The 21,077-nt window shown below is 68.8% G+C and carries 14 protein-coding genes; 3 read left to right on the forward strand and 11 right to left on the reverse strand.

The window, feature by feature from the left end:
* Window positions 1–135: 135 nt before the first annotated feature.
* Genes clpB through ROZ00_04260 form a run of 3 tightly spaced genes read left to right on the forward strand, consistent with a single transcriptional unit; the run spans window position 136 to window position 5,843 of the window.
* The gene (gene clpB, locus ROZ00_04250; protein MDT3735421.1) at window positions 136–2,718 is read left to right on the forward strand and encodes an ATP-dependent chaperone ClpB; all 2,583 of its coding nucleotides are present in this window, start codon (window positions 136–138) and stop codon (window positions 2,716–2,718) included.
* Window positions 2,719–2,769: 51 nt separating this feature from the next.
* Complete coding sequence (locus ROZ00_04255) at window positions 2,770–4,638, forward strand: pyruvate kinase (protein MDT3735422.1); 1,869 nt, start codon at window positions 2,770–2,772, stop codon at window positions 4,636–4,638.
* Window positions 4,635–5,843: an MFS transporter gene (locus ROZ00_04260; GenBank protein MDT3735423.1), complete on the forward strand. Its 1,209-nt coding sequence runs from the start codon at window positions 4,635–4,637 to the stop codon at window positions 5,841–5,843. Before ROZ00_04255 ends, ROZ00_04260 begins: the two co-directional genes overlap by 4 nt.
* Here ROZ00_04260 and ROZ00_04265 read toward each other — a convergent pair.
* The 11 genes from ROZ00_04265 to ROZ00_04315 form a co-directional block, all read right to left on the reverse strand.
* Window positions 5,840–6,856 carry a diguanylate cyclase gene (locus tag ROZ00_04265; GenBank protein MDT3735424.1) on the reverse strand — a complete coding sequence of 339 codons (1,017 nt, stop codon included), beginning with the start codon at window positions 6,854–6,856 and terminating at the stop codon, window positions 5,840–5,842. The genes ROZ00_04260 and ROZ00_04265 overlap by 4 nt on opposite strands.
* A 79-nt stretch (window positions 6,857–6,935) precedes the next feature.
* Window positions 6,936–7,139 (reverse strand): hypothetical protein, encoded by a 204-nt coding sequence (locus tag ROZ00_04270; protein MDT3735425.1) that lies wholly within the window; start codon window positions 7,137–7,139, stop codon window positions 6,936–6,938.
* A 44-nt stretch (window positions 7,140–7,183) separates the two neighbouring features.
* The gene (gene hcrB, locus ROZ00_04275) at window positions 7,184–8,155 is read right to left on the reverse strand and encodes a 4-hydroxybenzoyl-CoA reductase subunit beta (protein ID MDT3735426.1); all 972 of its coding nucleotides are present in this window, start codon (window positions 8,153–8,155) and stop codon (window positions 7,184–7,186) included.
* Window positions 8,155–10,497 carry a 4-hydroxybenzoyl-CoA reductase subunit alpha gene (gene hcrA / locus ROZ00_04280; protein ID MDT3735427.1) on the reverse strand — a complete coding sequence of 781 codons (2,343 nt, stop codon included), beginning with the start codon at window positions 10,495–10,497 and terminating at the stop codon, window positions 8,155–8,157. Before hcrA ends, hcrB begins: the two co-directional genes overlap by 1 nt.
* Window positions 10,494–10,967, reverse strand: a complete 474-nt coding sequence (hcrC, locus tag ROZ00_04285; protein MDT3735428.1) for a 4-hydroxybenzoyl-CoA reductase subunit gamma — start codon at window positions 10,965–10,967, stop codon at window positions 10,494–10,496. Before hcrC ends, hcrA begins: the two co-directional genes overlap by 4 nt.
* Window positions 10,968–11,038: 71 nt before the next feature.
* Entirely contained in the window at window positions 11,039–11,959 is a 921-nt protein-coding gene (fdhD, locus tag ROZ00_04290; GenBank protein MDT3735429.1) for a formate dehydrogenase accessory sulfurtransferase FdhD, read from the reverse strand.
* 12 nt (window positions 11,960–11,971) lie between these two features.
* The gene (locus ROZ00_04295; GenBank protein MDT3735430.1) at window positions 11,972–14,695 is read right to left on the reverse strand and encodes a molybdopterin-dependent oxidoreductase; all 2,724 of its coding nucleotides are present in this window, start codon (window positions 14,693–14,695) and stop codon (window positions 11,972–11,974) included.
* 184 nt (window positions 14,696–14,879) lie between these two features.
* Window positions 14,880–15,464, reverse strand: a complete 585-nt coding sequence (locus ROZ00_04300; GenBank protein MDT3735431.1) for a DNA-3-methyladenine glycosylase I — start codon at window positions 15,462–15,464, stop codon at window positions 14,880–14,882.
* On the reverse strand, window positions 15,461–18,673 hold the full coding sequence (locus tag ROZ00_04305; protein MDT3735432.1) for a PAS domain S-box protein: 3,213 nt from the start codon (window positions 18,671–18,673) through the stop codon (window positions 15,461–15,463). Before ROZ00_04305 ends, ROZ00_04300 begins: the two co-directional genes overlap by 4 nt.
* Window positions 18,674–18,776: 103 nt before the next feature.
* The gene (locus ROZ00_04310; protein ID MDT3735433.1) at window positions 18,777–20,243 is read right to left on the reverse strand and encodes an ATP-binding protein; all 1,467 of its coding nucleotides are present in this window, start codon (window positions 20,241–20,243) and stop codon (window positions 18,777–18,779) included.
* The gene (locus tag ROZ00_04315) at window positions 20,240–21,055 is read right to left on the reverse strand and encodes a phosphate/phosphite/phosphonate ABC transporter substrate-binding protein (protein MDT3735434.1); all 816 of its coding nucleotides are present in this window, start codon (window positions 21,053–21,055) and stop codon (window positions 20,240–20,242) included. Before ROZ00_04315 ends, ROZ00_04310 begins: the two co-directional genes overlap by 4 nt.
* Window positions 21,056–21,077: the final 22 nt, after the last annotated feature.

The raw sequence follows: 21,077 nt of genomic DNA on the forward strand, positions 1-21,077 counted from the left end.
GAGCATCCGTTTGTGGGAGTGGAACGATCAAGTATTACTTTCGATATAGGAAATCAGAATACAGGGAGCACCCCGGCTTGAAAACCCCCGTGCCAGCCCCATCTACCCGCCAGACACCCTTTTCGGAAGAAAAACATGCGCTTCGACAAGTTCACCACGAAGTTCCAGCAGGCCCTCGCCGATGCCCAGAGCATCGCCGTGGGCGGCGACCAGCAATTCATCGAGCCGCAGCACCTGCTGCTGGCGCTGCTCTTGCAGGACGACGGCGGCACGGCTTCGCTCCTGCAGCGCGCCGGCGTGAACGTGCCGCCGCTGAAGGCCGCGCTGGAGAAGGCCGTGGCGCGCCTGCCCAAGGTGGAGGGCACCGGCGGCGAGGTGCAGGTCGGCCGCGACCTCGCCAACCTGCTCAACCTCACCGACAAGCAGGCGCAGAAGCGCGGCGACCAGTTCATCGCCTCGGAGATGTTCCTGCTGGCCCTGACGGAAGACAAGGGCGAGGCGGGACGCCTGCTCAAGGAGCACGGCCTGCAGAAGAAGGCGCTGGAGGCGGCCATCGAGGCGGTGCGCGGAGGGCAGAACGTGAACAACCAGGAAGCCGAAGGCCAGCGCGAGGCGCTGAAGAAATACACCCTCGACCTCACCGAGCGCGCCCGCCAGGGCAAGCTCGATCCGGTCATCGGCCGCGACGACGAGATCCGTCGCGCCATCCAGATCCTGCAGCGGCGCACCAAGAACAACCCGGTGCTGATCGGCGAGCCGGGCGTCGGCAAGACGGCCATCGTCGAGGGCCTCGCCCAGCGCATCGTGAACGGCGAGGTGCCGGAGACGCTGAAGGGCAAGCGTGTGCTCTCCCTCGACATGGCGGCGCTGCTGGCCGGGGCGAAATACCGCGGCGAGTTCGAGGAGCGCCTGAAGGCGGTGCTGAAGGAAATCGCCCAGGACGAGGGCCGCATCATCGTCTTCATCGACGAGATCCACACCATGGTCGGCGCCGGCAAGGCGGAAGGCGCCATGGACGCCGGCAACATGCTCAAGCCCGCCCTGGCGCGCGGCGAGCTGCACTGCGTCGGCGCCACCACGCTCGACGAGTACCGCAAGTACGTCGAGAAGGATGCCGCGCTGGAGCGAAGGTTCCAGAAAGTGCTGGTGGACGAGCCGAGCGTGGAGTCCACCATCGCCATCCTGCGCGGCCTGCAGGAGAAATACGAGCTGCACCACGGCGTGGACATCACCGACCCGGCCATCGTCGCCGCGGCGGAACTCTCCCACCGCTACATCACCGACCGCTTCCTGCCGGACAAGGCCATCGACCTGATCGACGAGGCGGCCGCGCGCATCAAGATGGAGATCGACTCCAAGCCGGAGGTCATGGACAGGCTCGACCGCCGCCTGATCCAGCTGAAGATCGAGCGCGAGGCGGTGCGCAAGGAAAAGGACGAGGCCTCGCGAAAGCGCATGGCGCTGATCGAGGACGAGATCGGCAAGCTGGAGAAGGAATACTCCGACCTCGAGGAAGTCTGGAAGGCGGAGAAGGCCCAGGTGCAGGGCTCGGCCCACATCAAGGAAGAGATCGACCGCATCCGCGCCGAGATCGCCCGGCTGCAGCGCGAGGGCAGGCTGGAGCAGGTGGCCGAACTGCAGTACGGCAAGCTGCCGCAGCTGGAAGCGCAATTGAAGGCCGCGGAGAAAGTCAGTCCCCAGGACACGGCGAAGAAGCTGCTGCGCACCCAGGTCGGCGCCGAGGAGATCGCCGAGGTGGTGTCGCGCGCCACCGGCATCCCCGTCTCGAAGATGATGCAGGGCGAGCGCGAGAAACTGCTGAAGATGGAAGAGCGCCTGCACGGCCGCGTGGTCGGCCAGGACGAGGCCGTGCGGCTGGTGTCGGATGCCATCCGCCGCTCGCGTGCCGGGCTCTCGGAAGAGAACCGGCCCTACGGCTCCTTCCTGTTCCTCGGCCCGACGGGCGTCGGCAAGACCGAGCTGTGCAAGGCGCTGGCCTCCTTCCTCTTCGATTCCGAGGAGCACCTGATCCGCATCGACATGAGCGAGTTCATGGAGAAGCACTCCGTCGCCCGCCTGATCGGCGCGCCGCCGGGCTACGTCGGCTACGAGGAGGGCGGCTACCTGACCGAGGCGGTGCGGCGCAAGCCCTACAGCGTGATCCTGCTCGACGAGGTCGAGAAGGCCCACCCGGACGTCTTCAACGTGCTGCTGCAGGTGCTCGACGACGGCCGCATGACCGACGGCCAGGGCCGCACGGTGGACTTCAAGAACACCGTGATCGTCATGACCTCCAACCTCGGCTCGCAGATGATCCAGCAGATGGCCGGCGACGACTACGGCGTCATCAAGCTGGCGGTGATGGCCGAGGTGAAGACCTATTTCCGGCCGGAGTTCATCAACCGCATCGACGAGGTGGTGGTGTTCCATGCCCTCGACGAGAAGCATATCGCCGCCATTGCGAAGATCCAGCTGGGCTACCTGGAGAAGCGCCTGGCCAAGCTCGAGATCAAGCTCGAGGTGACGGATGCCGCGCTGGCGGAGCTGGCCAAGGCCGGCTTCGACCCGGTGTTCGGCGCGCGGCCGTTGAAGCGCGCCATCCAGCAGTACATCGAGAACCCGCTGGCGAAGCAGATCCTCGAGGGGAAGTTCGCGTCGAAGGACGTCGTCCGCGTCGGTGCTGAGAAAGGCGTCATCGCCTTCGAAAAGGCGGTCTGAGGCGGTCCGGCGCTGTAGAATCGGGCCTCCCGTTTCTGCAGCGGCCGAGCAATGAAGAAGTCCGAAGCGTCACCCGTTCTCGATGCGCTGATCGCAGAGGTCGGCGGACTGCGCGCCGCACTGGTCGAACTGGCCGACAAGGCCGTCGGCTCGGCCGAGGCGATCCATCCGCACTACCGCGACAGCGCGCGCAACCTGGTCCATTACCTCGCCATGCGGCAGCACGACCTGCGCCCGCTGCAGGCGCGCCTGGCCGAACTCGGCCTGTCTTCCCTCGGCCGTTCCGAACCGCATGTGCTGGCCAGCGTCGACGCCGTGCTGGGCGTGCTGCACCGGCTCGCCGGCCGCGAGGCGCCGGCGACCGCCGGGCCGGCACCGTTCGGCTTCGAGGCCGGCACCCAGCTTTTGAACGGTCATACCGAAGCCCTGCTCGGCGAGACGCCGGTCGGCCGCAACGTGCGCATCATGGTGACCATGCCGAGCGAAGCGGCTTTCGACTACCAGCTGGTGCACGACCTCCTCGCCGGCGGCATGAACTGCATGCGCATCAACTGCGCCCACGACGAGCCGGGCGCCTGGCTGCGCATGATCGAGCACCTGCGCCGCGCCGAGCAGGCGCTCAAGCGGCGCTGCAAGGTGCTGATGGATCTCGCCGGGCCGAAGCTGCGCACCGGGCCGGTCGCCCCGGGCCCGAAGGTGAAGAAGGTGCGCCCGCAGCGCGACGCCTTCGGCCGCGTCACCGCGCCGGCGCGCCTCTGGCTGCATGCGTCCGCAGCGGCCGAGCCGCCGAGCGAGGCGGATGCCAGCCTGCCGGTCGCCGAGGACTGGCTGCGGCATCTGGCCGAGGGGGACCGCGCCGTCTTCGAGGATGCCGGCGGCCGCACGCGCCAGCTGGAAATCGTCGAGATCGGACCCGGCCATGCCTGGGGGCTGTGCGCCAACACCGCCTATCTGGCGCCGGGCACCGTGCTGCGACGGGAAGGCGGGCACGGCAAGCACCGCGAGACGCGGATCGGCGACCTGCCGCCGCAGGAGGGGGCGCTCCTGCTCAACCTGGGCGACCTGCTGCTGCTGACGCCCGACGACGAGCCCGGCGAAGCGGCCACGCACGACCGCGCCGGCCGCCTGCTGACGCCGGCGCACATCGGGTGCACGCTGCCGCAGGTGTTTGCCGACGTGCGGCCGGGCGACGCCATCTGGCTCGACGACGGGCGCATCGGCGGCACGGTTGAGAAGGTCAACCGCGCCGGCCTGCATGTGCGCATCGCGCGTGCCCGCCAGCGCGGCGAGAAGCTGCGCGCCGACAAGGGCATCAACCTGCCGGACAGCCCGCTGCAGCTGCCGGCGCTGACCGAGCAGGACCGCGACGACCTGCGCTTCATCGTCGAGCATGCCGACATGGTGGCGATGTCCTTCGCCAACAGCGTGGAAGACGTCGAGGCGCTCACTGCGGAGATCGCCCGGCTCGGCCGCGGCACGCCGGCCATCGTGCTGAAGATCGAGACGCGGCGAGGCTTCGACCACCTGCCCAGCATGCTGCTGGCGGCGATGCGTTCGGCGGCCTGCGGCGTCATGATCGCGCGCGGCGACCTCGCCGTGGAATGCGGCTACGAGCGGCTGGCCGAGGTGCAGGAGGAGATGCTCTGGATCTGCGAGGCGGCGCACGTGCCGGTGATCTGGGCCACCCAGGTGCTGGAGACGCTGGCCAAGGAAGGCATTCCCTCGCGCGCCGAGATCACCGACGCGGCGATGGGCCACCGCGCCGAATGCGTCATGCTGAACAAGGGGCCGCACATCCTGCGCGCGGTGCAGACGCTCGACGACATCCTGCACCGCATGCGCCGGCACCAGGACAAGAAGCGGCCGATGCTGCGCCAGCTGCACCTGGCGAGCGCCTTCACGGCGGCCGCGCCGCCATGACCGCCGCCTCCGCCGCCATCCGCGGCGACGTCCGCGTCATCGGCCTGGTCGGCTTCGCCCACGGCACCTCGCACTTCTTCCACCTGCTGCTGCCGCCGCTGTTTCCCTGGCTGATGCCGGAGTTCGGCCTCAGCTTCACCCAGGCCGGCGCCATGATGACGGTCTTCTTCGTCGTGTCGGCGCTCGGGCAGGCCGCGTCCGGCTTCGTGGTGGACCGCATCGGGCCGCGCCGCGTGCTGCTGGCCGGCATCGCCTGCTTCGTCCTTGCCGGCCTCCTGCTCGCCGCAGCGAACGGCTACGCGGCGCTGCTCGCCGTCGGCGCCCTGGCCGGCCTCGGCAACAGCGTCTTCCATCCGGCCGACTTCACGGTGCTGAACCGCAAGGTGAGTCCGGCGCGGCTCGGCCACGCCTTCTCGGTGCACGGCCTGTCGGGCAACCTCGGCTGGGCGATCGCCCCGGTCTACCTCACCGGCATCGCCGCGGCGGCGGGCTGGCGTGCGGCGGCGCTCGGCGCGGCGGCGCTCGGCGCCCTGGCCTGGGCGGTGGTGTGGCTGCGGCGAGACGCCACCGAGCTACCCGGGGACGGCGCAAAAGTCAGTCACGGCGGCACGGCGAGCACCTTCGGCTTCCTCGGCGCCGGCGCCGTGTGGATGTGCTTCGCCTTCTTCCTGCTGATCACCACGGCCTTCGGCGCCCTGCAGAACTTCGCCACCCCGGTGATGCAGAACGTGTACGGACTGTCGGTGGCCGCTGCGGCGGCCACGCTGACGGCCTTCCTGCTCGGCGGCGCCGCTGGCATCGTCGCCGGCGGCGTGCTGGCGGGCCGCAGCGGCGCGCACGACCGGCTGATCGCCGCGGCGCTCGGCGCGGCGGCGCTGATGGCGGTCGTCATCGCCGGCGGCGTGCTCCCGGCCTGGAGCGTCTCGCTGGCGATGGGCGCCATGGGCTTCTGCGCCGGCATCGCGGGGCCGTCGCGCGACCTGCTGGTGCGCCATGCCGCGACGGCGCGCTTCGGCCAGCAGGCCTTCGGCCGCGTGTATGGCTTCGTCTATTCGGGGCTGGACCTCGGCCTGGCGGTGTCGCCGCTGGTGTTCGGCCCGCTCATGGATGCCGGCCGCTTTGGCGCGGTGCTGGTCGGGGTGGCGCTGCTGCAGGGCGCGGCGATCCTGACCGCGCTGGGCGTCGGGCGCCTGCCGGGGCGCTAGGGCAGCTTCAGGCAGGGACGCTCGTCGATCTGCTCGGCGTGCAGGGCGCGGTTGCGGCCGGCGCGCTTGGCGGCGTAGAGCGCGCGGTCGGCGGCGTCGATCAGGCAGTCCAGTTCGAGCGTGCGATCCGGCACGACCGTCGCCACCCCCAGGCTGACCGACACCCGGCCGACGCCGTCGTTGCCCGGGTGGGGCATTTCCAGGGCGGCGATGTCGGCGCGGATGCGCTCGGCCAGCGTCAGCGCGCCGGCGACGGTAGTACCGGGCAGGATGGCGGCGAACTCCTCGCCGCCGTAGCGGGCGATGAGATCGGCCGAGCGGTGGCAGGAGATCCCCAGCGCGGAGGCGATCGTCTTCAGGCAGGCGTCGCCGCCGAGGTGTCCGAAGGTGTCGTTGTAGCGCTTGAAGTGGTCGACGTCGAGGAGGATCAGCGACAGCGGCTTGACGTCGCGCGTGCAGCGCAGCCACTCCGATGCCAGGGTCTCGTCGAAGCAGCGCCGGTTGGCGACGCCGGTGAGGCCGTCGCGCGTCGCCAGGCGCTTCAGCTCGTCCTGCGCCACTTTCTGCGCGGTGATGTCGCGCAGCGTTTCCACCACGGCGATGAGCCGGCCGGATTCGTCGTAGATCGGGCCGGCGTCGATGGCGAGGTAGAGGCGGGTGCCCATCTGCGGCATGACGCACCAGTTCTCGGCGCGGCGGCCGTGGGCCGGTACGGCGTCGCAGCCGGCATGGTCCCAGTCTGTGTAGAGCTTGTCGATTTCCTCGGTGCGGCCCTGGGCGATCAGGTCGGCCAGGCAGGGGCGCGGCTCGCCGTAGAAGGCGCGCCAGTGTTCGCGGGTGCCGATGAGTTCTGCGGCGGGGATGCCGGTCAGGCGCTCGCAGGCGCGGTTCCAGATGATGACCCGGCTTTCGGCATCGAGGACGAAGGTCGGCACGACCAGATGCTCCATCAGCCTGACGGAGAAATCCAGCGAGCCAACTCTTTGATTTTCATTGAAGACGGCTTGCGCCATGATCGCCATCCGTTCCCTGTTTTCTCATCCCTATCAGTGCTCTACGGCACTGCAGGAGATAACTTAAGTGATAGGACGGCTAGAACGGCATGCGCCGCTTGGGTGCTTTGGCAGGCGTGGCGGGCGGGGCGGCCTTGACCGGCTTGCGCGGCTGGTTCTTGGCTTCGCTGGCGAAACGCACTTTGCCGTGCAGTACGCAGCCGCGCATGCCGGGATCGCAGGCGGCGCCCTGCACCAGTTGGCAAATGCCGTTCAGATCGTGGGGACAGGACCAGGCGCTCATGGCGACATTCTAGGCCGCCATGAGCATGCCGGAGATGATCTGGATCAGGCGGCGGCGGATTCGAACAGCCGCTTGACCAGACGCCGCGCCAGGCCGGCGGCGACGCGCCTGCGGTAGCCGGCGGCCACCAGGGTCGAGGCCATCGGCTGGATTTCCTTGCGCACCGCCTTGTCGAGCGCGGTGTAGAAGGCGTCGTCCGGTTTCTGGCCGGCGAGGGCGTCGAGGCCCGGCACCAGGCCGGGGTAGGAATTCACCCCGGTGCAGGCGACGCGCAGCGCGGCGACGCGGTCGCCGTCGCGCTTGAGCGCCACGGCGATGCCGGCGAGCGGGAAGTCGACGGCGCCGCGGATGCGCACCTTCTCGTAGCCGGCCGTCCAGCCGGCCTGGGCCGGCACGTCGACCGAGACGAGCAGGTCGCCGGGGGCGAGCTTGAGGTGGCGCATGCCGTCGTCGGCGAAAAGGGCGGCGACCGGTTCGCGGCGGTTGCCCGTCGGGCCGGCGATGTCGACCTCGGCGCCGAGCGCCAGCAGGGCCGGCGCGACGTCGCCGCTGTAGCAGGCGTAGCAGCGGTCCGACTTGGGCGCGACGCGGCAGGTGTCACCCTCGCACTTCATGCAGAACTCGTTGGCGGTGCGCCACCAGTCGCCCTGGTTGTAGAAATAGCAGCGCGTGTCCTGCATCAGGTTGCCGCCGAGCGTGGCCGCGACGCGGTGCGTCGGTCCGGCCACCTGCGCGGCGGCCTCGGCCAGCAGCGGCGCGTGGGCGCGCACGGCGTCCGAGGCGCACAGCGCTTCCAGCGTGACGCCGGCGCCGATGCGCAGCGACTGACTTTCGGCGCGGATCTCGCGCAGTTCGGCCAGTCCCGAAAGATCGATGAGCGTCTGCGCCTTCTGGATGTTGCGGCGCAGGTTGGGCACGAGGTCGGTGCCGCCGGCGAGGTAGCGGGATTCGCCGGGGCGGTGCAAGGCGATGGCCTGGGCGACCGATTCGGGCTTGAGGATGGCGAGGGCTTGCATCAGGCGGCTCCTTCGGTGGCGGGTTGCTTCGCGGCCTTGCGGGCGGCGGCGCGTTCCTCCCGCTCGCGTGTTTCCATGGCGTCGACGATGCGTTCCGGCGTCAGCGGCAGCTCGCGGAAGGCGAGCCCGGTGGCGTTGCGCACCGCCTCGGCCATCGCCGCCGGCAGGCTGGAGAGCGGTCCCTCGCTGGCCTCCTTGGCGCCGAACGGCCCGTTCGGGTCGAGGCTCTCGATGATGCCGACCTCGATCGGCGGCGACTCGGCGATGGTCGGCACGCGGTAGTCGAGGAAGTTGGCGGCCGTGTGCAGCCCGTTCTCGTAGCGCGTCTCCTCGCAGATCGCCTGGCCGAGGCCCATCCACACCGCGCCCTGGATCTGGCCCTCGACGGAGAGGGGGTTGATGGCGTAGCCGCAATCGAGGGCGCACCAGGCGCGCTCAACCTTGACCAGGCCGGTGACCTCGTCGACGCTGACCTCCACCACCGTGGCGGCATACGAGAAGCCCATGGTCGAGCCGACGGCGCCGCCGCGGTGCTTGCCGCCCTGGAAGTCCTCGGGGCAGGTGAAGGTGCCCTTGACGGTGAGCGTGCCGGTGCCGACCAGCGCCTCGACGGTGGTCTCGTTGAAGCTGAGCGTCTTGTCGCTGCCGATGGCGCGATAGGCCTCGCCGAGGCACTCGATGTCGTCCGGCGTGGTGCCGAGCTTGCGCGCGGCCGCCTCGACCAGCAGCTTCTTCAGGTTCTCCGCCGCGTCGATGGTGGCGTTGCCGACCATGTAGGTGACGCGCGAGGAGTAGGAGCCGTTATCCTTCGGCGTCACCAGGCTGTCGGAGGCGACGACGCGGATGCGCTCCCAGTCGACGCCGAGCACTTCGGCGACGCATTGTGCCATGACGGTGGACGAGCCCTGGCCGATTTCCGAGGCGCCGGTGAGGATGACGATGCCGCCGTCCCAGTCGAGCTTGAGGATCACCGTGGCGTGCGGCTCGCCGCTCCAGTGCACCGGCTTGGCCGAGCCGGAGACGAAGTGCGAGCAGGCCATACCGAGGCCGCGTCCCTTGGGCAGCTTGCCGTAGCGTTCGCGCCAGCCGGAGGCGCGCTCGACCCAGTCGAGCGCCTCGGGCAGGCCGTAGGAGGTGACGCGCAGGCCGTTGATGGTCTCGGTCGGCGCCTTGAGCAGGTTGCGGCGGCGCACCTCGATCGGGTCGAGGCCGAGTTCCGTCGCCATCTCGCCCATCAGGGCGTCGAAGGCGTAGCGGGCGTTGACCGTGCCGTGGCCGCGCATGGCGCCGCAGGGCGGCGTGTTGGTGTAGACGCGGTAGCCGTCGTACTTCACCGCCGGCAGGTCGTAGAGGCCGTTGAGCAGGGCCCCGGCGTAGAGGATGGTGACGATGCCGTAGCCGCCGTAGGCGCCGCCGCGCATCACCATCTCCATCTCGCAGGCGGTGAGGCGGCCTTCGCGCGTCATGCCGATCCGGATGCGGATGTCGCTCTCCGGCCGGCCGCGGTGGGTGAGGAAGGTCTCCTCGCGCGTCAGGTCGAGGCGCACCGTGCCGCGCGCGGCACGGGCGAGCATCCCGCAGATGATCTCGAAGTTGAGCGTCTCGGTGCGCGCGCCGAAGCCGCCGCCGATGAAGGGCTTGACGACGCGGATGCGCGACGGGTCCATGTCGAGGCAGCGCGCCAGCGAGAGGTGCACGTAGTAGGGCACCTGGGTGACCGAGTGCAGCGTCAGGTGGCCGCGCTCCGGCTCGTAGCTGGCGAGCGCCGCGTGCGGCTCCATGTGGGCATGGGTCACCTCGGCGCAATGGAAGGTCTGTTCGCGCACCAGGTCGGCGCGGGCGAAGCCCGCGGCGACGTCGCCGAACTCGTTGTGCACCTCGCGCTCGAGGTTGCCGCGCTTGTTGTCGTGCAGCAGCACGGCGTCTTCCCTGCGCGCGTCGGCGGCGGCGAAGTAGGCCGGCCGCTCGGCCACCTTGAGGCGGATCAGCTTGAGGGCGCGCTCGGCGGTCTCGGCGTCGACGGCGGCCACCGCCGCCACCGGCTCGCCGCGGTAGCGGATGCGCTCGCGCGCCAGCGGGAACTCGTTCTGCGAGATCGGCAGGATGCCGTAGGGCTTGTCGCAGTCCTGGCCGGTGACGATGGCGACGACGCCGGGCAGGGCGGCCGCCTCGGCGGTGTCGACGGCGAGGATGTCGGCGTGGGCGTAGGGGCTGCGGAAGATGCGCCCGACGAGGGCATTCGGCGCCGGCAGGTCGGCGGTGTACTGCGCCATGCCGGTGACCTTGTCGACGCCGTCGATGAGCGGGCGCCGCGCGCCCGCGCCGCTGCGGTTCGCTTTCATGCCGCTTCCTCCGCGCCGCAGGCCGCCTGGACGGACTCGACGATCTTGACGTAGCCGGTGCAGCGGCACAGGTTGCCGCCGAGCGCCTCGCGGATCGCCGCCTCGTCAGGCTGCGGGTTGCGCCGCAGCAGGCCCTCGGCTGCCATGATCATGCCCGGCGTGCAGAAGCCGCACTGGGCGCCAAGCCTCTCATGGAAGGCCTGCTGCAGGGGCGACAGGCGGCCGTTCTGCGACTGCGACTCGATGGTCTCGACGTGGCAGCCCTCGACCGAGGCGGCAAAGGTGCAGCAGGCCAGGCGCGGCTTGCCGTCGACCAGCACCGTGCAGGCGCCGCACTCGCCGCCGTCGCAGCCCTGCTTGGTGCCGGTCAGCTGCAGCGGGCCGCGCAGGTAGTCGATCAGCAGGGTGTTGTCCGCCACGGCGTCTTCGCGCCAGCGGCCGTTTACCTGGATGCGCCGGATGCGTTTCATGGTCCCGTCCTTCCATCATTGCCAAGATTGATCCCGGCCGAGATGATAGATTGGAACACAACAATTTGCAATCAAGCAATATGCAAGGGTTTGCACAGCTGGCCGCAGCCCGCCGCATCCTCCGCGGCCTGGATGCGGTGGCCATGGGTGAAGGCGGTGGCGCGTCCGTTGCGGACGAAGCCGCACAGCGTGATGCCGAAACGCCCGGTCACCTCGATCGCCAGGGACGAGGCGGCGGAGACGGCGGCGACGAGTTCCAGCCCGGCGCGGGCGGCCTTGCTGGCCATTTCCAGGGTGACGCGGCTGGTGAGCGCCGTGCCGCAGCCGGCCAGCGGCCGGCCGGCGAGCAGGCACTGGCCGATGGCCTTGTCCAGGGCGTTGTGACGGCCGAGATCCTCGGCCAGGACCAGCAGGCGGCCATCGGCGTCGAAGATCGCCGCGGCGTGGGTGCCGCCGGTGGCGAGCCAGACGGCCTGGCGCTGTCGCATGGCGGACATGATAGCGTCGAGGCGGCCGGGATCCAGCCGCAGGCTATCGCCGACTGGCGGGATGCCGCGCACGACGTCCTCCACCCGCTCGCGGCCGCCGCAGATGCCGCAGGAGGAGCCGACCACCACGTTGCGGCGGCGCACCTGTGCCTGCTGCGGGTCGGCCAGGGCCAGCCGCACCACGCCGGGATTGTCCGGGCAGACGGCCAGCGAGCGAATGTCGGCGATCCGGTCGAAGAGTCCTTCGGTGAAGGCGAAGCCGGCAGCCAAGGCGAGGATTTCCGGCACGCCACCCTCGGACAGCACGCCGTCTTCGGGCGTGAAGCCACACGGCGCGGCGACCGGCTCGGTCGGCGTCCACATCAAAGTGTAGGCGCCGATGTCCTCGACGTCGACGGTCAGGGTTTCCTCCTCGACCACCCAGCAGGCGTCGTCGCTGCGGGAGGCCTCGTCGAAGCGCTGGGCGCTGACGGCGCGGATGCCGTGCTGATGGATGTAAGACATGGCCGGCTCCTTTCAGGCGACCTTGCGCAGGGCGACGCGCACCACGTCCGAACCGGAGCCGGTGGCGTCGGTGAGTTCCAGCGACATCGGCGCGACGGTGTTCAGGCTCGGTGCCTTGATGTCCTTGGCGTAGGGCGTCGCCCAGTGGTCGAACTGGCCGACGATGAGCAGGGTGTCGGGGCGGATGCCCTGGTTGAGGATGGCCGGCCCGCGCGTGGTGCGCACGGTCGACACGATGTCCACCAGGTCGCCTTCCTCGATGCCGAGCTGCTCCGCCGTGCGCGTGTTCATCACCACGCCGCGGTGGCCGCGCACGTTCTGCGACAGCTCGTCCATGAGCTGGATGGAGGCGTTGCCGCTGGCGTGGAACTGCATGCTCTTGGTGGTGAGCAGCCAGAAGGGAAAATCTTCGGGCCGTGCGCCCTGGTTCACCAGCGCCTTCTCCCACAGGCCGGGCATGTCGTGCCAGGCCGGCAGGAACTGGTACTCGGTGAGCTGGTTGTCCCACCAGTGGATGCCCTGCTCATGCAGGCGGCGTTCCAGCTCGCGGCCCGAACGGGTCAGCCGCTCCTGGTAGGGCAGTTCGTAGCGCAGGCCCAGTTCGACGAGCTTGGGCGTGAGGTACCAGCCGCGGCGCGACCAGGGCTTGCTGTAGAAGCCGTTCTCGCGGAACCAGGCCAGGTCGCGCACCTCGGCGCCGCCGGTGAGTTCGGCGGTGGCGGCCTTGCAGGCGGCATCCCAGATCTCATCGACCTCGTGCGGCACCGCCGGGTCGAGCGTGTAGTCGAAGCCCTCGCCCTTGAGCGGCACGCTGCCGGCGCCGCGGTTGATGGCCGAGTTGTACTCCCCAAGGATGCCGACGCGGCGGGCGAGCTCCGTCGAGATCCAGGTGAAGTCGCGCGTGTCGCCCTGCGGATCGACCACCGGCTGGCGCAGGATGAAGCCCTGGTGGTCCCAGTACTGCTCGATGTACTTGGTGCGGCCGAGGCGGATCAGCTGCAGGCTCTCCAGGTCGGTGGCTTCCGGCAGCAGGATGTCGGCCATCCAGTTGGTCTCGTCGATGGTGTAGGCGAAGGAGACCATGAAGGGGAAGCGCGCCATGGTTTCCGACAGGCCGCGCGTGTCCCAGAAGGAGATCGCCGGGTTGGTGCGGAAGGTGATCCACAGTTCCGGGAAGGCCGGGTCCATGAGGTTCTCCGGCGCCTCCTTCTGCCACATCCAGGCGAGGTGCGTCGGGCCGAGCGCCTGGCTCCAGGGACCGTTGCCGGCCAGCGGCACCAGGGTGCGGTGGGCGTTGCGGCCGGTCGGTTTGCGCATCCAGCGCTTCGGGTCGGTCGGGTTGAGGCCGTGCACCATGAAACCGTCCTCGCCGGGCTTGACGCTCTGCAGCCGGTCCTCGTGCGGGCGGTTGATGCGGATGGTGGTGCCGAGCGTGCCGCCCGGCACTTCCAGCGCGCCGACCAGCACGGCCATGACCGTGCGCGACCAGCAGCAGTCGAAGGCACCCCAGCCGTTGTTGACGGTCTTGCCGAGCGTCACCGAGACCGGACGGAAGGGCAGCACCTCGCCGTCGATATCGATGGTCTCGCCGACATGGGCGTGGTCGACGAACTCGTTGGCGACGCGGCGGATGCGCTCGGCCGGCACCTCGCAGACCTTTTCCGCCCACTCCGGCGAATACGGCTGCACGTGGGCCACCAGCTTGGCGAAGGACGGCTCGCACTCGACGTCGCGGTGCGTCCAGCGATCCTCGTCGGGCCCCTGTTCATACGCCGACGGCACGGTGAAGCGGCCCTCGAGGGCGGGCAGGGTGCCCGGCGTGTCGAAGGGCACGGCGGCGTTGCTGCGGGTGTCCCACAGCAGCGGCTTGCCGCTGGCCGGCTCGCGCAGGTAGTAGCCGTTCGGGCCGACCAGGTAGGGCGAGGCGGTGCGGTCGCGCAGGAAGGGCAGGTCGAGGTCCTCGCGCCGCCGCTCGTGCAGCATGACGTGGATGAGGGCGAACATGAAAGCGCCGTCGGTCTTCGGCTTGATGGGGATCCACTCGGCGGAGGCGGCGGCGGTGACGCCCAGGTGCGGCTCGACATAGACGCGCTTCATGCCGCGCACGCGTGCCTTGGCGTGGCGGGCGGCGGCGCAGACGCCGCCGGTGACCTCGACGTTGGCGCCGAAGGCGATGTTGTATTCCGTGTAGGGCGTGTCGGCGGCGACGGTGAAGGCGCGGTGCCAGTATTCGCCGTAGAGGTGCTCGGAGTGCACGCACTTGACGCCCTGGCCGGAGCCGAAGCTGAAGTCCATCGGCCCCCAGGCGGAGAGGAAGGCCGGGAAGGTGCCCATGTAGTTGGAGGGTGTGCCGCCGTGGCCGAAGCTGGCTGCCACGCGCGGCAGGCCGGCCTCGTCGATGATGCCCTTGGCGCGAATGTCGCGCATCTTCGCGGCGACGATGTCGAGCGCCTCGTCCCAGGAGATCGGTTCGAAGCCGGGATCCTCTCCGATCCCCTTCTTCGGGTTGGTGCGCCGCATCGGCGACAGAACCCGGTGCGGCGAATAGGTTTTCTGTATCAGGCCGTAGGCCTTGACGCAGGGCTTGCCGTCGCCGGGGTGGATGCCTCGGCCGTTGAAGTTCGGCGCCACCTCGGTGGCGACGCCGTTCTCCACCTTCACCGCCAGCAGGTCGGGGCCCGCCACGCAGTTGAAGCAGTAGGTCGGCACCCATTTCGCTTCTGTGTTCGATCCCATCTGGCCTCCCGCCTTCAAACGATACAAAAAATAACTTAGAAAAAGATAAATATGTATCGAGTGTAGACGGCTTGGCGTGCCATTGAAATATGCAATAAAAAGCACAAGCCGGAGTTATGAATATGCTGATGCTTGCAGCAGGAGCCCGGCGCGACAGCCGGTTGTGATGCGCCGACTCTGCTTGTCAGCGTCCTTTTCGTGCCAGTTCGGCGTGGCGGAAGCAGCCGACGAGGTGGTCGTTCACCATGCCGGTGGCCTGCATGTGGGCGTAGCAGATGGTGGAGCCGACGAACTTGAAGCCGCGTGCCTTGAGGTCGCGGCTGAGCGCATCGGATTCCTTGGTGCTGGCGGGCACCTGCTTCAGCGTCCTGCGGCGGTTCACGATCGGCTTGCCGTCGACGAAGCGCCAGACGTAGTCATCGAAGCTGCCGAACGCCTCCTGCACTTCGAGGAAGCGCTGCGCATTGTTGATGGCGGCCTCGATCTTAAGGCGGTTGCGCACGATGCCAGCGTCGGCAAGCAGGCGTTCGACCTGGCGTGGGCCGAAGCGGGCGACCTTGGCCGCCTCGAAGCCGGCGAAGGCGCGGCGATAGGCTTCGCGCTTCTTCAGGATGGTGATCCAGGACAGGCCGGCCTGCGCGCCCTCGAGGATGAGGAACTCGAAGAGCAGCCGGTCGTCGTGCACCGGCACGCCCCATTCCGTGTCGTGGTAGGCGACGTAGAGCGGATCGCTGCCGCACCAGCCGCAGCGCGTGAGTGTGCCCGTCATGGCAGGCTGAAGTAGATGACGGCGCCGGCGCCGGGACTGCCCTCGGCGCGGACGCGGCCGCCGTGGCGCTGGATGATGCGCTGGACGGTGGCCAGCCCGATGCCGGTGCCGGAGAATTCGTCGGGCCGGTGCAGGCGCTGGAAGGGCTGGAACAGCTTGCCGGCATAGGCCGGGTCGAAGCCGACGCCGTTGTCGCGGACGAAGTAGGCGCGCTCGCCGTCGATTTCCCGGGTGCCGAATTCGATGCGCGCGGTTTCGTTCCGCGAAGTGAACTTCCAGGCATTGTCGAGCAGGTTCTCGAGGACGATGCGCAACAGCGTCGGATCGGCCTGCGCCGTTAAGGCTTCGGCAATGACGATCTCGGGACGATGACGCGAATGCTGCGCAAGCTCCAGCAGGACGGTCCGTGCCATGGAGGAGAGATCGACTTCGCGGCGGTGCAGCGACATGCGCGTGATGCGCGCCAGTTCGATCATGTCGTCGATGGTCTGGGAGAGGCGCTGGCTGGCTTTGCGGATGCGCTCCAGGTGTTCTCGGCCGGCGTCGTCGAGACGGGTGCCGTAATCCTCGGCGAGGATGTGGGCGAAGCCGTCGATCCCGCGCAGGGGCGCGCGCAGATCGTGCGAGACCGAGTAGGAGAAGGCTTCCAGTTCGCGGTTGGAAGCTTCCAGGGCGGCGGTTCGCTCGCGCACGCGCTGCTCCAGGCCCTCGTTGAGCTGGCGGATCTCCTGCTGGGCGGCTTCCAGCGAGTCGATGTCCTGGTTGACGATGACGGCGCCGCGGATGGCGCCTTGGGCATCGAACAGGGGAATCGCCGAATTGAGGATGGTCTTGCGGCTGCCGTCGAAGCACTGGATGACGATCTTCTCGTTGATCGAGGTTTCCCCCTTGGAGAAAGCCCGTGCGGCGGCCCATTCCCCGGGCTGGATTTCGCGGCCGTTGTCGGCCCACCAGCCCCTGTATTCGCCGAGTTGCTCGACGCCGACATAGCGGGCGCCGGCCCAGATGCGGGTGGCGGCGGGGTTGCTGCGGCTGATGCGGCCCTGGCCGTCCATCAGCCAGATGCCCACGGGCAGGGAATCCATCACCGCCTCGAGCAACTGGCGCTCGCGCTGCACGGCTTCCTCCGCACGATGGCGCTCGGTAATGTCCGTGAACACGCCGATGTAACGCAAAGGTTTCCCCGCCTCGTCGCGCACGACGGTGATGCTGAGCAGTTCCGGGTACACCTCGCCGTTCTTGCGGCGGTTCCAGATTTCGCCGCTCCAGTAGCCGTCGCGCACGATCGCCTGCCACATCGCTGCGTAGAAGGCGCGGTCCTGGCGGCCGGACTGCAGCAGGCTGGGGTTGCGGCCCAGCACTTCCGCTTCCGTGTAGCCGGTGATCTCGGTGAAGGCGCGATTGACCGAGATGATGTTCTGCTCGGCGTCGGTGACGGTGACGCCTTCCCGGCTGTTCTCGAAGACGGTGGCGGCGAGGCGCAGCTGGATTTCGGCGCGCTTGCGCTCTGCGATGTCGCGGGCGACGCTCATGACGGCGGGGCGGCCGTGCAGGGTGATGCGCACCGCCGCCGTCTCGACGTTCACGATGTCGCCATCCAGCGTCAGGTAGCGCCGCTCCATCAGGGGCAGCATGGCTTCCGTCCCGCTTTCCATGAGTTCCAGGCGCGCCTCCTTGTGCGGCCAGTCCTCGGGCGTGACCAGGTCGCGCAGCGGGCGGCCGAGGAGGGCCTGCGGCGAAGCCGCCCGGTGCAGGGCCAGGGCCGCCTTGTTGGCGAGCACGACGACCCGGTCCTGCAGCACCATGATGGCGTCCGGCGACAGCTCGAACAGGAGCCGGTAGCGCTCCTCGCTCTCGCGCAGGGCCATTTCCGAGGCCTTCCGTTCGGTGATGTCCTTGCCGGTGCCGCGGTAGCCGGCAAAGCGTCCGTCCGGACTGAAAATTGGCCGCCCGCTGACGACGAACCAGCGCAGGCTTCCGTCCGGCGAGCGCATGCGGTAGGTGAAGTCGTGGAACGGCTCGTGCCCCTCCAGCAGCGCCCGGTGCCTGGCCCAGTCCGCCTCGCCGACCCCCTCGATCGGCAGTTCCCAGCGCAACTTGCCGATGGTGGAGGACGCGTCTACGCCGCTCTTGCTGGAGACGCCGACGGACATCTGGGTAAAACGGAAGCGTTCGTCCTGTTCCCAGTACCAGTCGGAGGACAGTTCGGCGAGGTCGCGGAAGCGCGCTTCGCTTTCCCGGAGGTCGCGCGTGACTTCCTTGGCGTGGCGTTCCGCAAGGCGGCGCGAGCGTACCAGCGCGTGCGCCAGCGCTGCCAGCAGCAAAGTCAGTGTCAGCAGGACGGCGGGCACGTAGATGGCGAGGTGGCGCTGGGGAAACAGGATCAGTTCCGGGCCGGCCTCGAGGGTCAGATGCCATTGCGTGCCCTGTACGTCGACATTGCGCTGCGCGGTGTAGCGCACGCCGCCGGCAGGGGCGGTTTCGCTGCCGGACAGGATGGGCACGTTGGCTTCGGGCGCGCCACCCGGCGGCAGGGCGGCGACGCGCAGCCGTACCTGCTGGTCGCGCAACTGCGCGACCAGCGGCGCGAGCATCCTGTCGAGATTGACCGTGATGGCAACCACGCCCGTCAGCCCTCTGCCTGTCAGGGCGAAGCGCGGCGGCTGCGAGTCCGTGTGGTACACGGGCGCGAGGAAGGCCAGCACGGGCGTGCCGGCGTTCGTCCGGTCGTGCGCAAAGGGCAGTGTCGCCGCCAGTGCGCCTTCCGCTTCCAGCCGCCCGAGCACCGCGGTCACGGATGGATTGTCGGTAAGTCTCAGGCCGGGCAGCCATTCGTTCCCGGCGGCGGGCTCGGCGTGGCGGATGAACAGGTTGCCGCCCCGGCGCTCCGCGAAGAAATAGGCCTGAATGGGGTGGGTGCCCGCATGCAGGCGCAGGATGTCGACGAACCCGCGGAATTGTCCGGCGGGCATCCCGGGCAGGTCCAGGAACGAGGCCTGCAGGGCCCGTGTCAGGCCGGCGAAGTGGGCGACATGCTCGGCGAGATTGCCGGCGGTCAGGTCGGCCAGCGCGTTCAGGCGATCGTCGGCCTTTTCCCGGACATGGCGGTCGGCCAGCACGCCGCCGATGATGCTCAACGCGAGGCCGAGCAACAGCACCGCCGGGACGGTCCATCGCGCAACACGGGTATCAGGAAGCGAGCCGGTCATTTGTCGAGGCTGCAATGGTTTTGGCAGCCATGCAGGCTTTATGCCTTAATCAGCCATAACGGCGCAAGCGCGAAATACTAAACCGTGTGAGCAGCAGGGGAATTCAGGGCAGGGTGAAGTAGAAGGCGGCGCCCTGGTCCGGCGCGCCTTCCGCCCAGACGCGCCCGCCGTGGCGGCGCAGGATGCGATAGACGATGGCCAGGCCGATGCCTGTGCCCTCGAAGCGCTTGGCATCGTGCAGGCGCTGGAAGGGCTTGAACAGCTTGTCGGCATAGGCCATCTCGAAGCCGGCCCCGTTGTCCCTGACGCAGAAGACCTTGCCGCCGTCCGTCGTGCAGAGGGTTATTTCGATGCGGGCATCGGGGCGCTCGGCGGTGAATTTCCAGGCATTGCGCAGCAGGTTGTCGAGCAGGGTCTTCAGCAGGACGGGATCGCCCCGGGCGGTGAGGTTATCGGCGATGTGCCAGTCGACCTTGCGTTCCGGCGCCTGCTCCTCCAGGGCGCTGCGGATCTCGCCGGCCTGGGCGCTGAGGTCTACGGGCACGCATTTCAGTTCCTGCCGGCCGACGCGGGCCAGGTTGAGCAGGTCGTCTATGAGGAGACCCATCTTCTGGCTGGAGGCGCGGATGCGCTCCAGGAATTGGCGGCCCTGCGGGCTGACCTGCGAATCCGGGTCTTCGGCGAGCAGGTGGCTGAAGCCGTCGAGCGCCCGCAGCGGTGCGCGCAAGTCGTGGGAAACCGAGTAGCTGAAGGCCTCCAGTTCTTGGTTCGCGGCTTCCAGTTCATGGTTGGCCGCCTCCAGGGCTGCCGTACGCTCGCGCACCCGCTGCTCCAGCGTCTCGTTCATGCTGCGGATTGTGGCATTGCCGGCCTGCAGTTCGCCGAGCAGTTTCTCGATGTTGTCCGCCATGCGGTTGAAGGCCCGCGACGTCTGGGCAATTTCAAGCACATTGGATTCCGGTGCGCGCCTTGTAAGGTCGCCGTCGCCGAACTTCCGGGCGCTGGCGGCAAGTTCCCGCAGCGGCTTCAGGCCGCTGCGCAGCGTCAGGATGAAGAGGGGCAGGGCAATGGACAGGATGGCCAGCGAGAACAGGAAGGTCAGCCCGAGTTGTCTCCACAGATCGGCGGCCAGGATGTCCGCCGAGGGCTCGGCGAGGAGTTCTCCGTAGCGGACGCCGCCGGCGTCGATGGGCATGCGAACGGGTTCGGCGCGCAGGCCCAGGAGGGCCGAGAACCATCCGGGGGCGCCGTCTTCATGTTCGGGACGCTCGGGAAGACGGCCTTCGACGAGCGTCATCCCGCCGGCGGCATCGCGCAGTTCCAGTCGCTGGAAGTGGCCGTGGCGGAGGACGCTGTCCAGGGTTTGCTGGGCGGTGGCGAGGTCGCCGACGACGAGTGCGTTTCTCAGCGTGGGCACCAGCGCGGCGCCGATGCTGCGGGATTGCTCCGCCATGCGCTGCTGCGCGTTGCGCACCTGGATGATGGCCTCGGTGGCGAAGTCGACCGTGAAGATCGTGACGATGGCGGCCGCAGCAAGCAAGAGGATGCGCGCCTGCAATCCGATTCTCACTGGCCGATCATCCGGTAGATGCGGCGGACGTTGTCGTAGTCGCGCTCGCCGGCCGGCTCGAAGCCGGGCGACTTGATCTTCTGCAGCAGGGGAACGGCCCCGGGATCGTGCTGCATGCCGATCAGGGCGCGCCGGATGGCTTCCGCCTTGTCCCGGGGGACGCGCGGATGGACGATGACCGGAAGCTCTGCAAATTCCTCGGAGACGAACAGCAGGCGATAGAGGAGCCCCTCCCGTTCGGCATACTGGGCCAGGAAGCGGGAATTGACCGCGGCGGCGTCCACCTGCCTGGCCTTGAGCTGGGCCAGCGCACCCTCCTGGTTGCCGGCAAACACGGCTACCGCGCGAATGCCGGCGGAATCGAGGGCCACCCTGGGAACGGCATACGCGACGAAGGCCTCCTCGGACGGGTAGGCGATTCGCCTGCCCTCCAGGTCCTTCAGCGATTGCAGGGGGCTGTCGGCAGGGACGGCAATGACGCCGCGGATGGGATCGCCGCCCCAGCGGGCGATCACCCTGTAGAGGCCGTCGAATTCCTTCTGGAAATTATGGTTGGTATAGGCGAAGTCGAATTCGCCGCGGCCCATCATGGCGTCGGTTTCCTGCACCGTGCGTCCCATTTTCATCTGCAGGGGGATGCCGGTGACTTCGGTCAGGTATTGCAGGAGGGGATTCCACCTTTCGGCGGTGAGGAGCGGGCTCTGCTGGTTGAGCACGCCGAAAACCAGCGCTCTGGACTCCGTGGCGGATGCCGGCCCGGCGAGGAGGAAGGCGAAGCACAGCGCCAGCAATTTCAGAACCCGCTTCGGCATACGCGAAATGAATACCGTACAA

It is taken from the genome of Denitratisoma sp. (assembly GCA_032027165.1).
In the GTDB taxonomy this organism is placed as follows: domain Bacteria; phylum Pseudomonadota; class Gammaproteobacteria; order Burkholderiales; family Rhodocyclaceae; genus Desulfobacillus.

Bases quoted from the DNA above. Each gene is read 5' to 3' on its own strand.
- clpB (MDT3735421.1), top strand. From the start codon at position 136: ATGCGCTTCGACAAGTTCACCACGAAGTTCCAGCAGGCCCTCGCCGAT.
- ROZ00_04255 (MDT3735422.1), top strand. From the start codon at position 2,770: ATGAAGAAGTCCGAAGCGTCACCCGTTCTCGATGCGCTGATCGCAGAG.
- ROZ00_04260 (MDT3735423.1), top strand. From the start codon at position 4,635: ATGACCGCCGCCTCCGCCGCCATCCGCGGCGACGTCCGCGTCATCGGC.
- ROZ00_04265 (MDT3735424.1), bottom strand. From the start codon at position 6,856: ATGGCGCAAGCCGTCTTCAATGAAAATCAAAGAGTTGGCTCGCTGGAT.
- ROZ00_04270 (MDT3735425.1), bottom strand. From the start codon at position 7,139: ATGAGCGCCTGGTCCTGTCCCCACGATCTGAACGGCATTTGCCAACTG.
- hcrB (MDT3735426.1), bottom strand. From the start codon at position 8,155: ATGCAAGCCCTCGCCATCCTCAAGCCCGAATCGGTCGCCCAGGCCATC.
- hcrA (MDT3735427.1), bottom strand. From the start codon at position 10,497: ATGAAAGCGAACCGCAGCGGCGCGGGCGCGCGGCGCCCGCTCATCGAC.
- hcrC (MDT3735428.1), bottom strand. From the start codon at position 10,967: ATGAAACGCATCCGGCGCATCCAGGTAAACGGCCGCTGGCGCGAAGAC.
- fdhD (MDT3735429.1), bottom strand. From the start codon at position 11,959: ATGTCTTACATCCATCAGCACGGCATCCGCGCCGTCAGCGCCCAGCGC.
- ROZ00_04295 (MDT3735430.1), bottom strand. From the start codon at position 14,695: ATGGGATCGAACACAGAAGCGAAATGGGTGCCGACCTACTGCTTCAAC.
- ROZ00_04300 (MDT3735431.1), bottom strand. From the start codon at position 15,464: ATGACGGGCACACTCACGCGCTGCGGCTGGTGCGGCAGCGATCCGCTC.
- ROZ00_04305 (MDT3735432.1), bottom strand. From the start codon at position 18,673: ATGACCGGCTCGCTTCCTGATACCCGTGTTGCGCGATGGACCGTCCCG.
- ROZ00_04315 (MDT3735434.1), bottom strand. From the start codon at position 21,055: ATGCCGAAGCGGGTTCTGAAATTGCTGGCGCTGTGCTTCGCCTTCCTC.